Genomic DNA, 15422 nt, shown 5'->3' on the forward strand with positions numbered 1-15422 from the left:
AATTAATCCTCGGTAAAATTAATAGGGGCGTTTAGCATCTGTTGGCATAATGTCTTTACTAGGTTGCTGTATAGATCACTTGCGCGCTGTTTGTTTGTTACTAAAAGGTCAAAAATATCCAAAAACAATGGCTGAGTTAAGAAGGCATACTCTTTATCCTCGCCCCACAGTTTTGCGTGTATAAAGGTATTTTTTGCCTCTTTAACGTCAGTGGGCGAGAGGTAACCATGGGTAATACGGTTGCGGTACCGCTGTGGTGTTGATTCACACTTTTCCGGCTTAGTACGCAATGTATGTTCAAACTGTAGCAGTGGATGATTGTTTAGATCCTCCCATCTAATTTGCTCGTTTTGTTTGAGTTTGGAAAGTGCAATAGCAAAGTCAAACAGCAAGTTGCGGTCAGAACCTTGTTCCGCTTTATATTTTAAAGAACGGTCAATTTTCAAGTCAAAACAACATGTTAATAACGAGTCAAGTGGCTTCTTTTTTTTACGTTGGAAGAGCGTGGTTATTTGCTCTTCATATTGTTTTTTAATGACTTCACACTGCGCTTTGGCTGCGTTTATCTCGAACTGGTTAGGTGTAAAACTATGACAGAGTAAATCTTGTGCTGCGACTTCTACAAAATCACAGGTAAAGCGGATGGCTTCTTGATAATTACCCATCTTTAGTGCGGCTTCAATTCTAAATGCTGCCCACAAGCAGTTGGGTAACTCAGCCTCTGTGTTAAAGGGGAGAGCGGCTGGTAGTGTGGCGTTGAGTTTATCAATACTTACACGCCCTTGGAGCCATTCACTTGCTGTAATTAGGTTATGTGCCCAGCCTTTATCGCACCGATTTTTATTTTCGTCATCAACAAAAGGCTGTGCCAATGCTGCTGCCCCTTGAAAGTTGCCATGCTGTATCAGTGCAATACATTGTTTGCGCGCGCGTAGTGACACATCTGGACTTGGGTAATGGTGGGTATTGGCAAGTGTTACTGCTGGCGCTGAGCTTGAGCGCATCTCTGGCTCTGAGTAAGCCAAGACTTTATCAGCGTATAGTTCACAAATGGCCTCCAGTTGTGCCTTGAGCTTTGGAAAGCCGCCACCACAAGACAAGATTAACTGGTTTTGTGACGGTTCTACTCTTGAGCATAAGGTTTGAATTGCTGTAGAGATCTTTTCAAGAGCTTGGCGGTTTATGGGGTCGTTTTGGTCAGCGCCCTCTAATAGGTCATCGCCAGTTAAAAAGTTAAGATAGTACACGCCTTGTTTAATGTCAGCGCTGGTGCAGTAGGTATGGTCAAACTCTTGATTATAGGGCAGCTTCAAGCTTTTGCTTAGCCGGTTTGCGATATACGGGCCATAGGCGAATGGCTCTTTCTTCTTAATGAATGTGCTGAGTTTATTGCTTGCTTGTCGGTTGGTATTTAGCACTAGAACATAGTTAGGTGTAAAGTCTATGTGTTGTAGTTCATTCACTAAAGGGGCAATTTTTGGCAATAATAGCTCAGGGCAGTCTGGGGTTCTTAAGGTGCAGAATTTTGGAGCTGTAAACTTTGCTTTACCGTCATTAATGGTGAAGTCAAGATAAAGCGGCTTTTCTTGTTGCTCAAAGTCCTGTGCAGTTAACACATCTACTGCTTCGTTGGGTTCGAGTAAAGTAAACGCAAGTCTCTGAGATGACGATCCTACATCAATACAGTGCTCAGCAAGGTAGCTACAAAACTCCGGGCGGCTGTGGTCGCCTATTGTCGCTAAAGTGGTGATGGCCTCGGTTTGGGCTTTATCCTGATCTTCACCTGCTTTTTTCGTCTCTTTAATTACTGCTTTAATATCGGTATTACCGATGGTGATAATTAGAATTTTGTTAGTCATCCCTATCTCCCTGATAGCCGATATTAATCAAAGTTGTTAGCTTTGTTTCTACGGGTAACTTATCATTACACTTCCTTTGTTTATTGTGCTCGCTTCGGATATGGGAGTGAAAGGCAAGTATGGGATTTTCTTTATTAGAATTTTTATCATGCTTACTGGGGTAACTAGTTTCTTGATCGGTAACTAATTCATTGAGAGAAAGCCAGCTTGATAATACATCAAGGTATTCTTTACCCATGTCTGATAACTGGTTATCAGACAACAATCTTTCACTGATAAAAGTTATATACTCTCTTACACATTCTGAAGCTAAGTTGTTTAGTTTCGGAGTGGTCTGTACTTCTGCTATTGTAAACTCAACACTTCCAAACCCATGTGGCCTCGCATACCCCAATTTTTGTGCAAACGGAAAAGAAAACTGGCTAAACAAGCTCGATAGATGAGGGTTTTTTTTGGGTAATGCTTGAAATTCACTAACAAGTATATTCGGATTTAATGCAATAACTAATATACCAAGTTCAAGCTTGCTAACATCCCTAAACCTAAGTGTAAAATTAAACTTAGTATTCCTCGGGGTTACGTATGCAGCTATACTACTATTCGGGTCTCGATATTGTTTTTCACTATTTCCATATTTGGTCTTACTATGAAAATACTTTTTTCTGCCAGCTAACAGACTCAATTCATCACCAGTTTGCTCACCGTAGCTCATTAATCTTTTTGTGTCAGACGGTTGTGAAAGATAATGCTCAAAAGCGCTTGATTTAGGGCTCCCTAAGTATGGAATAGAGCTCCATTGATTTCTTTCTGCGACACTTTTGCCCTCTATCACTTCAAGCGCATGGTTAATGTTCACTTTGCCAGCTGTTTTGTAGTTATTGTCTTCATCAATATGGCCAAACAACTTCACAACTGTTGATTTTTTTGTGGTTTCAATATCATCGTTGTTTAGTAGCTCTTTTCTAAGCTTTCCATTTGTTTTAGTTACTGTATCTCTGTACATCCAATAGTAGCGATAGTTGTTTCCAAAAGAAACGATTTCTATTGGTTGTTGCTGACAATCCACCTTGGCCTCAACAAATATAAGTAAATCGTCATTTTCCATTTCAGACTGCCACTCAAGAAGTGAGCGACTTAACTGGATAGAACGAGCTATTTCATTCATATCGACGGGCTTATTTTTTTCGTCACCACTATTATTTTTGTAAGCTAAAAATTGCAGCTGACTGTCTTTTAAAATAGGGTTTTTTGGGCTTAAATGACCATTAACTTGATCACATAAATGATCTGTTGTTTTGAGATATTGTTCTATAACCGCTTTACTTACCGTGATTGATTTGGATTTGAGATAACCCTCGTTTTTGGTGAGCCTTGCAAACTCATATTGCTTAGTTTTATTTTCATGAGTATGGTCGTGCAATTGCGCTAAATATCCGTAATAATCGGTGCATCCTTGATAACGATATACACCATTCGTATAGTTTTCATCATATTCATCCTCAGTCAGATATTCTATATCTTTTAATGTATTGAGATTGCTAAAAACTTCTAGCGTCAATGTAGCATTTGACTCATTGTTATCGGATATGGATAGGTTTTTAACACGTGCAGCAAATGTTTTATATAGTGTATATTCTCGGTGCGCTATACTTGGCTGAGAAATATTTGGCCTAAAAGCAAAGCTGCGTTCTTGAACTCGTTGCATCGGAAAGCATGTTAAATTGGCGACATTACTTCTTAAAAGACCCTTAATACTAGAGCCTAAAATAAGCTGTTTTTGGATGTTTTTATCACTATAAAATAGAGGGAATAATACTTTTTTTTCATTAGGGAAGTACTTGTTTAAGCTCGCCAGTGTGGTTTTATCCAAAGCACTTCGCTGATTACTAACCGTATCTTGATAATGAGCAAAAATACTTTCACCCTTAGTTTTTATATTAACTTTAAGTGAACCACTCAAGCTATCGGCTTTGAAATCAGATTGTTGAAAAATAGAACTTGCATATATTTGACTTCCGTTAGGAACAAAATGATAAACCGTATTTAACTTTCTACCTTTTTTAGTCATCACTGTCTCTCCCATATAAGCTCTGCGGTACCCTTGGTGGTTTCAACGGTAATAAATTTTAGTTGTCCGTTATGGCTCAACGCTTGTAACTCGGTAATCGTCTCGCTATCAAAGCGACCAGAGTCAGTGAGTAAATAGGGCGTATGGTAAAGTAATACGCTGGTCTTATTTTGCTCTGGTAGCGCTACATGTTTGAGCAATGTACATTCATTTGTTGCAATCATGGTTAGAGTACTGTGCGGTAAAAATAACTGGCATTGAGCAAACTCAAACTTGCCTTTTTGTAATAGTTCGCTTAGCTTGCTCTTTGTGTTAATGACAGTAGGGCAACGCTCTTTAGCTGTGGTCGATGGTTTTGGGTCTAGTACCAAAATGAAGCTTGTATTGTTGTCTAGGACATAGTTTTTTAGTAACTGTACTGTATCTTGGTCTTGAATGTCCGCTGCTGTGAACCCTAGGTTAACCAGCTGGTTTAACAGCGCTGAAATTGGCGCATTAATGCGTTGTACTTGTAAATCCGCTTTAGTCATTGTCAGCTCCTTCTTCTTTTTGTTCCTGTACTTTCCAGCGCAGCCAACCCGAGTCAACCCATTGCTTGGCGCCAATAGCAAGCTGTGACTGAGCGCCTTGTTGTAGCGCGTTGCACAGCGCATCATATTGCGCTTTTACCTCACTTTTCATGTGATCTGCATTGCTCGCATCTGGGTCTTTGATATATTCAAGTACCAGCTCTGTGACAAAACTACCGCGTACAACCGCAGTGCGAACAAACTTATTTGAGCCATACACCCCAGCGGTAAACTCATCTTCAGCGTGGTTATGAAATACCATCGCTTGCCAGTCATCATGTTGTAAATAAGCGGGTTTGATATAGAGATTAGAGCTTTGCACTTTGCCATTTTGTTTGTTTAGCGAGCCAAATAAACTGTGAGCGATTTTGCTCTCATTCGCGCGGATCAACTGGTGGTTTAACACACCGCGAATACTGGCTCCGGGTATATAAGGCTGATGATTTTCATCCACAACAAAAAAGTTATCAGGGGTATCTTGGTCTTGTAATTTGTAGCTACTGCCTGTGCTAAAGTGCGATAACACTGAGTCGGGCAGCTCGTGTATACTCTCAGGGATATCTTGACTATGCCCACCAATAAAAAAGCCATCGACTCCCCATTGTTCCCCCGAACCATCCAAATTTGCCCCTGCACTTAACGTAACGAGTAGTGTTTTTCGTAAAACGGGGGCGTCAGCAAGCGTTTTATTTTTCACAAATTGATCTAGTGGCGTGCTTTGAACTTGCAATTGTTTGCATAGTTGCACCTTATTTTGGGTAAAATCACAGGTGCTATTTGGGTAATCAAATACATGTTCGTTTGTGAGCGTTACCACCTCGGCTTGTTGTACTTTAAACCAGCCATAGCCTGCCACAGGGCGGTGGCCTAAAAATAAATAATTTGTTTGCCAATAGTGTAATACATGAGCAACTAACTCATCTGGGGCGATGCTACGCGGTGTACAGTCAATCATATTTACTTCAATAAAACAGTGCCATAAGTTCCCCTTTGGCAGTACCTGTACATCAAATAAGGCGTTAGGCTTTGCTGCACCAGTTACTTCATCTATGGCAACATGTTGACGAACAATGGCATCATGCAGAGGGGTCTTGAGGCTTGCAGTGTCGACCCGTAGCCGTGAAGGAATACAGATTGGCTTATTATTTTTATCTTGGGCAGGAGCTTCACCTGAAATATCATACTCTACTGGGATGCCTAATTTTTTGGCTTGATCCACCATAGCACCAGCAAGGGTCGTACCGCGAATAATATAGTTATCATTGCCATCTTTGGCCAGAGCAATATCAACATCGTTACCTTGCTCTCCAGAGGCAGTATTAAACTCAGTATGTTGCTCTAAGGTCACGTAAAACAGGGTGTAATAGGGGACATGCTCGCTCATGCTTGCTCTCCTTGTTTGGCACTATGGTTTGCTAGGGCAACTAGCACACAATCGCAGGCCAATATCGCAGGCTCATGTTGCGCGCTACATAAGCGTTCAAGCTCGGATAAAAAGTCAGTAATACTCAGCCACGCATGTTTGGATTGATTCTGTTGTGTTTTCAGTTCAGCAAAAACGTTGCTTAATGGTTTTGGATCCGAGCTTGCTTTTTGCCGTTTGAGTTCATTTTTTAGCTTTTGCCATTGGGTTACGCTGGGGGAGCGTTTAAAAAACGACTTATCATTTTGGATCAGCTTGTCAATATTATCTATCTGTTGCTCCACTTCCTTGTCGCACAAGCGGGGGGTGAAGCTCGTATCAAGGGTGGCGGTAAGGTTTTGCTGTGTTAATAAAAATTGCCCAAGCCCTTGTGTTTGGCGCTCTCCTATTGCCCGTGTGTGCTTGAGGTAAGCGGCCAGTAACTGCGCTTTTTCAATATTGGTAATTTTTATACAACTACCCGCTGCAATGACTTGAGTGGGCGTTTTAGGTAGGCCAGTTTCAAAGCTATATCCAGTTAAAATATCTTGCTCCGAAAACGCAGTGTAATCTTTTTTGTCTAAGTTTAGCTCTGGGCAAAGTTGGTTTAATGCTTGCTCAAGTTGAGTATAGGGCTGACCAGTATGATAGCTGTAACATAATAGCGGTGAAGTTAGCACAACGGTGAGTGGCTTAGTGTTATTAAACTCAAAAGGTGTTGACGCTTCGGTGGTTGTGGTTAATTTACATGGCGCCTTGCCTCTACCTAGCAGCAGAGGCCAAGCATTTTGCGCAATTAAGTGAGCAAGTTGAGCAATCAACTCTGAGTTTGTGCTACAAGATAAGGTCGCCATAAATTGGGTTTGCTCAGGTATGACCTCCTCGGCGAATAAATCGGAGTCATCAACGATGTCAGCGCCATTATCTTTTTTATACTCGGGCATGCTAAATTGCGTGCGTACTTTGTTGCGCATGTGTATGGCGACACCCTGCTCAAATAAGGTTTGGCTTTGTGGTTGGTAATAAAAGTGACCTTTTAATCGCTTAAGCGGCGCTGAGGTACTAGACTCAGCAAATTGATCAGCAAACTCATTGGCTTGTGTTTGTTGCGCCCACCACGGTATAGCACCTTCTGCATGAGATTTTGGCGCGGCAATACACAAAGGCGCGGGAATATAACGCATGCCTTGTTTACTTGGGTGGGCATAACTTACCGAGATCACCTCGTTTACTAGTGCTTCAAATAACGCCTGTTTGCCTTGCAGTAAGCACCAATTCGCCAACGCTGCTTTTAACCGCTCTCCAGAAATATACGTATAAGTTGGAACAATATTGCCTGGGATATCGGTATTTGGCAGCCGCAAAGGCTCAAGGTTAGTCACGATTATATTTAGAGATTGTTGCGTGTTAACTGCAGAAACATCATTGGCAGCTAGTAAGGTATCATCCATTTTAATATCACATCTTACCCGCCCAGCCCCTCGATTTCGGTTGCCACCGATGCGATCTAAATGATTGATCAACACTGTGAGTGCTTGGATATAATTTGTGGCAACTTGCTGCTCACAGAGTAGTTGCCATGTTGCCTCAAATTCAGAGCCTGCTTTAATACACTCTTGGTTACGCAAGCTGCCTTTTTTAGGGGCGCGATTAATCATATCTATCGCGCCATTTTTGTAACTAACCCCTTCTCGTGCTGTACTGCTGAGTATATGTGTTGGATTAGGGGTTAGGTTGCTTTTGTAAAATGAGCCTATCACTAAGGTGCAGTTAGACTGCGGCGAGTCACTCAGCAGATCGTTAAAGCAGTCTTTGTATTTGCTGTTTAGTTTGTTTATGGTGGTGCTAGCCGCTACCAATAAGCCTTTAATATGTTGCCGCCAGATCACAGGTTGGTCGTTTGCATCTTTCGTTTGCAAGCTATCAATTAGGTGCGTTCCTAAACCGTTACCGGTGTGTAGATCTTCTAAAAGTGTGAGTGAAATCTTGATGGTAGTTAATTGAATCGCCATTTAGCTGACCTCCTTTTCACGAGACAAGTATTGTAATGATACAAGCTCTAACACATCACCAAGTTTGGTGGTGTAGTAATTTGATGCGCCTTGAAGCGGATAAAAAGCGTAACTTACTTTGTTGCTGTCAACCTCAGCGAGTGCTTGAAATAATGCATAAAGTGAATTGGGCGCTGGGCTAGCGCTATCATTATTATCAGTTACTTTGAGCTCAGCGTGTTGCTTATCTCTGGCAATCATTTTATTAATCAGCAGCTCTGTTTGTCGCCAACCTAAAGGCAGGGTGTGCATAAGTTGGTACACATGTGCACGGGACATAATATGGTACTGAGCCTCTTCTGCTGCTGTTGGGTCGCCAAGGGGGAGCGCTGCATCTTGATGAGAGGCGGGTAAAAATCGCTCAGCGAGAGACATAATATCGTTAAATTCTTTATCCTTTCCAAGCAAATAAGGCTTTTGGCTTAACAGTAGAGTCTCCGTGCTATCGTTGATTTTGGTTAGCTTTATTTGCTGCTGCTTTCGTGCGTTAATAGGGTTGTCGAGCCACGCTTGGGTGACGATTTGCCAATCAATACAACTTGGTTGTACACCGTTCTCTTGGGTACCCCGGGCTTTAACCTTGGCACTTGCGTTAAGTTTTTCAGCTGCATAATGCAGCCGATAAAAAGGTAAATTATGCGAGGCGATACATACCCCAAAAGACATCGTCAGTGGCTTATTATCTGCAATGGGGGTGGCAGATAAATAACTATTTATCTGTTTGACTAACTCAAAGGCATACTTGGCTTGGCATACCAATAATAAGTCATCACCGCCAAGCATAAGCACTTGAAATGGCATAGGGCTTTTAAGGGGGAGGTGCTTGAATGTTGCAATAATGCCCTGCTTAACCGCACTTTTTAATTGCTCCCTTGCAGAGCCAAAAAATACTTCTGCAATACGTTGTTTGTCGCTAAAAGTGCCATTGTGGGTCTCTTCTTTTTTATTTCGGTGAGCGATAAATCGCTGTCCCATATTATTACCATCAGCGCTTATCACCGCAAGGTAATCATCACCCACTAGCTCATCAAAGCTGGTGGGTAGCGTGTAGCCTTGCTCAACAAAATCGGAAGAGATAGCACTTGCAAAGTCAGCAACAATACGGTCTTCGTTAGCTTGCGTATCCACTTTAGAGGCCTCAATGCCTTGGTTGCCATCTGGTGCTTTTTTATATGTAGTAAGCTGTTTGTAATAATTGTTTTTAAGTGCGGTTTGTTGGCTTATTTTTATCTTTTTTTCAAGGTCTTGTGTTCGTTTTGACTTTTGCTCGGCAACGCCAATGTTTGATTGCTCACACTTTTTAAAAAGTGTTAACGGGGAGAGAGAGGGTAAAGTCATTGTCTCAAAAGGGACACTATCTGCACCCTTGGCCTCGTTAAAGATGCGAGTGTGTACTGTTAAGCCCGCTAGATTGTTAATTAAAATGGTGCGAGCCTCTGCAATAAACCGTTTTGCATTGCTACAACTTGAAAATAGCGCATAAAAATGACCACCATCGCGGCTTAGGATCCCAAGTTCAGCGAGTGCGTCTGAGTTGTTGTCGCACAGGAGCGTTTTGTCTGGGAGTATGGCTTTTTCTATTGCTATGGCGGCTACAACCAGGTCGTAGCGAATAGTCTTAGCAAGTAAAGCGTTGGCGGCAACCATATCGTGCAGGCGAGAGGAAGAAAACAAAAAAGTTTGAATTCGCTTAAATTCGATTTGTGCAACAAACATAGGTGTCCTTGTGTGATGAAGCGATCCTTATTTATCAGCATAAAGTAATTTATATATATTTGAAACGCTTTGTAATCAAATAATTCACTTTATTTTCATTTCATATTTACGTGCCATTCGTGCATTGAGGAAGAGATTTTGACTGAATGTTGGCCGTGTACTGTTTTGCTACTTGCTCAAAGTCGTAAATTCACTGATAAAAGCTCACTGCGCTATTGAGTAGCGCGAACTAACCCGCTAGCTTTTCAAGGTACCTACCTTTAGGGCAAATGTTGCTGCAACATAAAATTTTTCTATTCATACCAACTTGGCACACAGTTTCTACTGCCTCTACGGCAAATGTTGCTGCAACACACTATGGTTATCTCACTGATGCAGAGGTGAATCGTTTCTACTGCCTCTACGGCAAATGTTGCTGCAACAGTAATTTTAGGGGTTTGGGGGCTTCTTAGCTATTGTTTCTACTGCCTCTACGGCAAATGTTGCTGCAACTTTTCAGACGATATAATTTGCTGACAAATAAAAAGTGTTTCTACTGCCTCTACGGCAAATGTTGCTGCAACCAGTATTCACAGAACGTAAGTTACTTGTAGATAAGTTTCTACTGCCTCTACGGCAAATGTTGCTGCAACAGACAAGTTATGGGAACCCGTTAATAAAAAAATGAAGGTTTCTACTGCCTCTACGGCAAATGTTGCTGCAACGCGCTGGGAAGAAGTTTCCATTCCTGCGTATCTAAGGGTTTCTACTGCCTCTACGGCAAATGTTGCTGCAACAGACCTTTTATGAAATTTTCACTCAAAGTTATAAGTTTCTACTGCCTCTACGGCAAATGTTGCTGCAACATTGGTAGTTATTCTCAAACAAGCAAGAGAGGATAGTTTCTACTGCCTCTACGGCAAATGTTGCTGCAACCCTACCTTCTGCAGCCCTTGACTGACAAGGCCTGTAGCGGCAAATTGGATGAACCTCCAGCGTCAATCAAGAAACTTTATGAATTTTAGCAAAAATCAGTCATTTTGGAAGTAAAAAGTTAAGCTAACTAATTGATTTAATTGAATTGGATGAACCTAGCAACCGCTTTTTAGGTTAACTATATGATATTTTTAGTATTTTTAAAAAATCCCTAAATTAGGAAATAGGTTCATCCAGAATGGTATCAACTTTTGGTTATAACCCATTGGTTCTTAATATAAATCACTAAAAAAATGTTATAAAAACGCCCCCTAAAATAAAAGGTACAAAATTTTTTAAATGGCGTTTACTTATAGCGAGTAAAAGTGGGTTCACCCCGCGAACTTATTGGTTTTAATGATGTATCTTAGTCGGCGGAAATCCTTTGTCGTGATAAATCACGACCTACCAGTCAGCTGCGCTGCTAAAGCAAATATTGTCCTAAAAGCTCAATTTCTGGTGGGAACGGGTTCACCCAGCGATCTTTGGGCTCTAATGCCGCATTTTAAGCCGCTGAAAAAGCGGCGGAAATCCTGTGTCGTGATAAATCACGACCTACAAATAATTCCTGTTGAGCGCATATCTATCGACAGGCAAAGGCAGAGCAGCGATACTTAAGCAAATTGAAAATATAGGGAAATAAACTTGAACGCGCAAACTCAAACGACCAACTACTTTTTACTCTTCGCGGGTGTATGTACAGCCATTGCGGCAGTGGCGCACATTGGCTGCATTATCTTTGGCGCGCCTTGGTATCGCTTTTTTGGTGCGGGTGAGGAAATGGCTACTATGGCCGAACAGGGGCTTATTTATCCGCACATTGTCACTGCCGTTATCGCTACGATTTTACTGCTCTGGTCATGCTATGCGTTTTCAGGAGCGAAACGGATCCGACAATTACCTTTGATGAAAATCGCCCTATGTGTAATAAGTGCAATTTTTTTAATTAGGGGAATTGGCTTTGTTTTTATCATGCCAACGATCCCAGATAATAGCATGACGTTTTGGTGGGTGAGCTCCTCAATTTGCTTGGTTATAGGTGGGGCTTATGCGTTTGGAACCAAAAAGGCATGGTCACAAATCTAGCAGCTTTAAAAGCTAGCACTTCAGGTGCTAGCTTTTTGTGCTGTTTAGGTAGTTAACCCTGAACTATTCACTCAGTGCTGTTCTAACACCGGCTTCAAGTTCTTCGTGAACAGATTTAAATAACCCAAGTTGGCGTTCAATGATGTGCTCAGGTACACCCGCCATAGTACGTGCTATGTTACCGTACAAGCGCTGCTTTTGGGCATCATCAAATAGGCAATATAGAGCACGAGGCTGTGAAAAATCATCATTGTCTTTGCGGTGGTTGTATCTATCCGCCATTCCCTCAAGTTCAAGAGCAGGGCGTTTATACTCTGAGCGCTCTTTTGGGCCTTCCATCGAGTTAGGCTCGTAGTAAGCATCTTCGTTACCACCGGGTTCATTGTTAAAGAACCGCATTGCACCGTCTTTGTGGTAATGATGCACAGGGCATTTGGGGCGATTAACAGGTAATGCCTCATAATGCGTACCGAGTCGGTAGCGGTGAGCATCGGCATAGGAGAAAATGCGTGCTTGCAACATTTTATCCGGAGAAAATCCAATTCCAGACACCACGTTAGATGGACTAAATGCAGCTTGTTCTATCTCTGCAAAATAATTGTCTGGTACGCGATTTAATTCGAGTGTGCCAACATCAATGAGCGGAAAGTCGCCATGCGGCCAGACTTTGGTTAAATCAAACGGATTGTGTTGGAACTGTTTTGCTTGTGCTTCAGTCATCACCTGAATTTTCATATCCCATTTCGGATAATTTCCGCGCTCTATTGCCTCAAGCAAGTCCTCTTGAAAACTCTCTCTGCTTTCGCCAATTACTGATTTTGACTCTTCATCGGTATGATGCTGGTGGCCTTGTTGGGTTTTCATATGAAACTTCACCCAAACTCTTTGGTTGTCTTCGTTGATCAAACTAAAGGTATGTGAGCCATAGCCGTTCATGTGCCTTACATCCGTTGGCAAGCCACGGTCAGACATTAAAATTAATACTTGATGCAGGCTTTCTGGCGACAATGACCAAAAATCCCATTGCGCGGTGTTGGAGCGCAGGTTAGTTTTAGGGTGGCGCTTTTGGGTGTGAATAAAATCTGGGAATTTATACGGATCACGGACAAAAAATACGGGGGTATTATTGCCAACTAAATCCCAATTTCCTTCATCAGTGTAAAACTTTATCGAGAAACCTCTTACGTCACGCTCCGCATCTGCAGCCCCTTTTTCTCCGGCTACCGTTGAAAAGCGCATCAGAATGTCGGTTTGCTTACCAACCTCAGCAAATAGCTTTGCCTTGGTATATCGGCTTATATCGTTTGTTACTGTAAATGTTCCAAACGCACCCCATCCCTTAGCATGCACGGTACGCTCTGGAATACGCTCTCTATTTTGATGCGCCAGTTTTTCGATTAGCTGGTAGTCCTCAACCAATAATGGGCCTCGAGGACCTGCGGTCAAACTATTTTGATTATCGGCGATTGGATTACCAGCTGTGGTGGTTAATGGACACTTGGTCATTGCTCGTTTCCTTCATATAAAATTTAGAAATTAACAGCAAGAAATAAACCAAAGAAAAAATTCAATTTAAACAATTGGTTGAGTGGTAGCTTAACGGTGAATGTGAGTTTTACTGAGCAAAGTTTTCAGAGTGATGTAAGCGCTACGTGAATTATACAGACTGTTGAAATGCAGCGGTTTCATCCGCTGCATATTTAGAAATTAATGGTAGCTAAAGTATTAGAAAAACCTCGTTGAATTCCATAAACGTGTTTTACCACTATCTAACCCAACAAACTGCACCGTACCAGTCGTTACGTTACTTGGTAATGTATAGCTAATCGTTTTAGCTTGAGTACCATACGCAAATGCAGAAATACGTTTTACTTTAGTGCCATCAATGTATACGTCTACGTATTCTGTGTTGGTTACATCAAAATTATACACTCCGTTAGTTTCAGCAACCGATGCAAATCTATCTGAATTAAATGCTACCGTTGCACGCGCTGTGGGTTTTGCGAGTAACTTACGAGCGATCGTATTGAAATCTTGAGTATCACCATCGAATATGTCTTCAACGTTATAACTGACAACTTCATTGGCAACACAGCCGTAGTCCTCAATGAGCGCATTGATGTGATGACCTTGACGTACTGACTGACGCCACGACACCCGCATACTTTGATCATAAGGTAGCGCTTGATATGGTGCACCCACGTACTGTACAAATAAACCATGCTCAATTACGTTTGCGCCACCTGCACCAGTACGTTCGTGCTGTCCAAATACGGTTGCAATACCGTTATCTTGCATACCACATGTGAACATATCACCTGCAGAGTAGGTGTTAGCGTTTGCCCAAACCCCCACGTTACCATAATATGCCTGACCAATCTGGTTTGCTGCATCTTTTGTCATGAATGAGGTTGCAGCAGAGTATTGTTCATTGGTGCCTTGTACGTCAGCCAATACTTGGTGCCAATTATCACTTAGGTAAGTGCCGAACAGGGAATTGTTTAGGATATGGTGGTTCTCAGGTGTGTTGATAAAACGTACATGAGACGGAGTAACACGTTTTGGTGTAAACAGTTGTAGTAAATAGTCGTTATATAGAATATTACCACCAGGGTTGCTTCTAACATCAATAATAAGTGCTTTCGTGTCACTTAGCTGGTTATCTAAGATATCTATGATGGCAACAAGGGCAGTGTTAGTTCCATTTTTAGGTGAAAAAGAGGCAATCTTAATGTAGCCGACTGACTCGCCGTCTACTTGTACTTTGTTCCATGTCACCGTCGGCTCAGCAGTGGCATTGGCTGCTAGGGCAAAAGCACTATCTTGTGCTGCCGCTTCTAACTCTTTAAATGTAGCAAATTCATAGTTAATACTTTGCGTAAACTGCGCTGCATTATCCTCTGTATTTGCTTGCGTAGTCGGATTTCCGTTATAAACCAACCAAGGTAAGTTAACGCTATATATTTCGCCCGTTTCGTAAGATTCCAAAGTAAGCGTTAGCGCATCATTTTGTGGCGGCATCTGTTTATTATGTGATTTGATAGTCAAGTTGTTTAACGCACCAACAAACCCGCCATCTGGATTAGCCCCACCGCCTTGGAATAGAGTGTTGTTTACCACATCCGTTACTGCTTGGCCGTTGTATGCAATGACTTTATCGCCTAAAGAAACCGTTGATGTATCTGGTGCAAGTACGGTGTAGTTTTGCCAGATACGGTTTACGCGTACTTCCTTGCTGCCATCTGTATTGACGGTTTGTGCAAAATGAACTGGTACAAAAGAAACAAAGTTTTTCATTGGTACCGGGTAGTTATAGTCCAAATGAAAATCTCGCTGAGATAAGAAGATCTTTTGCAGCTGCTGATGAAATTGAGAAGAACTTAGATTTCCCATGTTATTGATTAAATCGTCTACTGCAACAACTGGGTCTAAGTGTCCGGCCGGAGAAAGTCCGTAGTACAGGTTTTTGGCATATTTATTGACGTATAAACCGTCAAGTAATAGTTTTGCTTGCTCAGCTACAAGCGCTTTTTGTTCATAACTATAATCTTGAATACTAATTTGGTCGCGTGTGTCTTCAAGATAGGATATTTGTGCCATTGCACCCGTTGTAAAGCTTAATGCCAGAAGGCTGGAAACTGTTGATAATTTAAACATATTGTTATTGTCCTGTATATGGAAACAAAACTGTTTTATATCTTTTGGGTACAAAAGTCG

Annotated in this window: 9 protein-coding genes and 1 CRISPR repeat array; of the genes, 1 reads left to right on the forward strand and 8 read right to left on the reverse strand. The window is 41.8% G+C overall.

Translation table 11 applies throughout. The features are described from left to right. Positions 1–2: 2 nt before the first annotated feature. From EXT48_RS06925 to EXT48_RS06950, 6 genes are read right to left on the reverse strand one after another with little or no spacing between them, the layout of a single operon-like run. Positions 3–1859 (reverse strand): hypothetical protein, encoded by a 1857-nt coding sequence (locus EXT48_RS06925; protein ID WP_130164002.1) that lies wholly within the window; start codon positions 1857–1859, stop codon positions 3–5. After that, positions 1852–3930, reverse strand: coding sequence for a hypothetical protein (locus EXT48_RS06930; protein WP_130164003.1), 2079 nt, complete (start codon positions 3928–3930; stop codon positions 1852–1854). The genes EXT48_RS06925 and EXT48_RS06930 overlap by 8 nt, the downstream gene beginning before the upstream one ends. Further along, on the reverse strand, positions 3927–4457 hold the full coding sequence (locus EXT48_RS06935) for a hypothetical protein (RefSeq protein ID WP_130164004.1): 531 nt from the start codon (positions 4455–4457) through the stop codon (positions 3927–3929). Before EXT48_RS06935 ends, EXT48_RS06930 begins: the two co-directional genes overlap by 4 nt. Further along, complete coding sequence (locus EXT48_RS06940; RefSeq protein WP_130164005.1) at positions 4450–5880, reverse strand: RAMP superfamily CRISPR-associated protein; 1431 nt, start codon at positions 5878–5880, stop codon at positions 4450–4452. The genes EXT48_RS06935 and EXT48_RS06940 overlap by 8 nt, the downstream gene beginning before the upstream one ends. Next, a complete protein-coding gene (locus tag EXT48_RS06945; RefSeq protein WP_130164006.1) occupies positions 5877–7910 on the reverse strand; it encodes an RAMP superfamily CRISPR-associated protein in 2034 nt (677 codons plus the stop codon). Before EXT48_RS06945 ends, EXT48_RS06940 begins: the two co-directional genes overlap by 4 nt. Further along, positions 7911–9665, reverse strand: a complete 1755-nt coding sequence (locus EXT48_RS06950; protein ID WP_130164007.1) for a hypothetical protein — start codon at positions 9663–9665, stop codon at positions 7911–7913. A gap of 247 nt (positions 9666–9912) precedes the next feature. Then, a CRISPR array of direct repeats spans positions 9913–10580; the repeat unit is 35 nt; unit sequence GTTTCTACTGCCTCTACGGCAAATGTTGCTGCAAC. Between the two features lie 684 nt (positions 10581–11264). Here EXT48_RS06950 and EXT48_RS06955 point away from each other — a divergent pair. Continuing rightward, complete coding sequence (locus EXT48_RS06955) at positions 11265–11705, forward strand: hypothetical protein (protein WP_240703357.1); 441 nt, start codon at positions 11265–11267, stop codon at positions 11703–11705. 63 nt (positions 11706–11768) lie between these two features. On the opposite strand, the gene EXT48_RS06960 is transcribed toward EXT48_RS06955, so the two are convergent. Next, positions 11769–13211, reverse strand: a complete 1443-nt coding sequence (locus tag EXT48_RS06960; RefSeq protein ID WP_130164009.1) for a catalase — start codon at positions 13209–13211, stop codon at positions 11769–11771. A gap of 219 nt (positions 13212–13430) precedes the next feature. Beyond that, the gene (locus EXT48_RS06965) at positions 13431–15362 is read right to left on the reverse strand and encodes a S41 family peptidase (protein WP_130164010.1); all 1932 of its coding nucleotides are present in this window, start codon (positions 15360–15362) and stop codon (positions 13431–13433) included. Between the last annotated feature and the right edge of the window lie 60 nt (positions 15363–15422).

Source organism: Pseudoalteromonas sp. CO348 (assembly GCF_004208845.1).
GTDB lineage: Bacteria > Pseudomonadota > Gammaproteobacteria > Enterobacterales > Alteromonadaceae > Pseudoalteromonas > Pseudoalteromonas maricaloris.

What these genes read in the sequence shown, in the direction of transcription:
- EXT48_RS06925 (WP_130164002.1), bottom strand. Translation starts at nt 1,859, where the DNA reads ATGACTAACAAAATTCTAATTATCACCATCGGTAATACCGATATTAAA.
- EXT48_RS06935 (WP_130164004.1), bottom strand. Translation starts at nt 4,457, where the DNA reads ATGACTAAAGCGGATTTACAAGTACAACGCATTAATGCGCCAATTTCA.
- EXT48_RS06940 (WP_130164005.1), bottom strand. Translation starts at nt 5,880, where the DNA reads ATGAGCGAGCATGTCCCCTATTACACCCTGTTTTACGTGACCTTAGAG.
- EXT48_RS06945 (WP_130164006.1), bottom strand. Translation starts at nt 7,910, where the DNA reads ATGGCGATTCAATTAACTACCATCAAGATTTCACTCACACTTTTAGAA.
- EXT48_RS06950 (WP_130164007.1), bottom strand. Translation starts at nt 9,665, where the DNA reads ATGTTTGTTGCACAAATCGAATTTAAGCGAATTCAAACTTTTTTGTTT.
- EXT48_RS06960 (WP_130164009.1), bottom strand. Translation starts at nt 13,211, where the DNA reads ATGACCAAGTGTCCATTAACCACCACAGCTGGTAATCCAATCGCCGAT.
- EXT48_RS06965 (WP_130164010.1), bottom strand. Translation starts at nt 15,362, where the DNA reads ATGTTTAAATTATCAACAGTTTCCAGCCTTCTGGCATTAAGCTTTACA.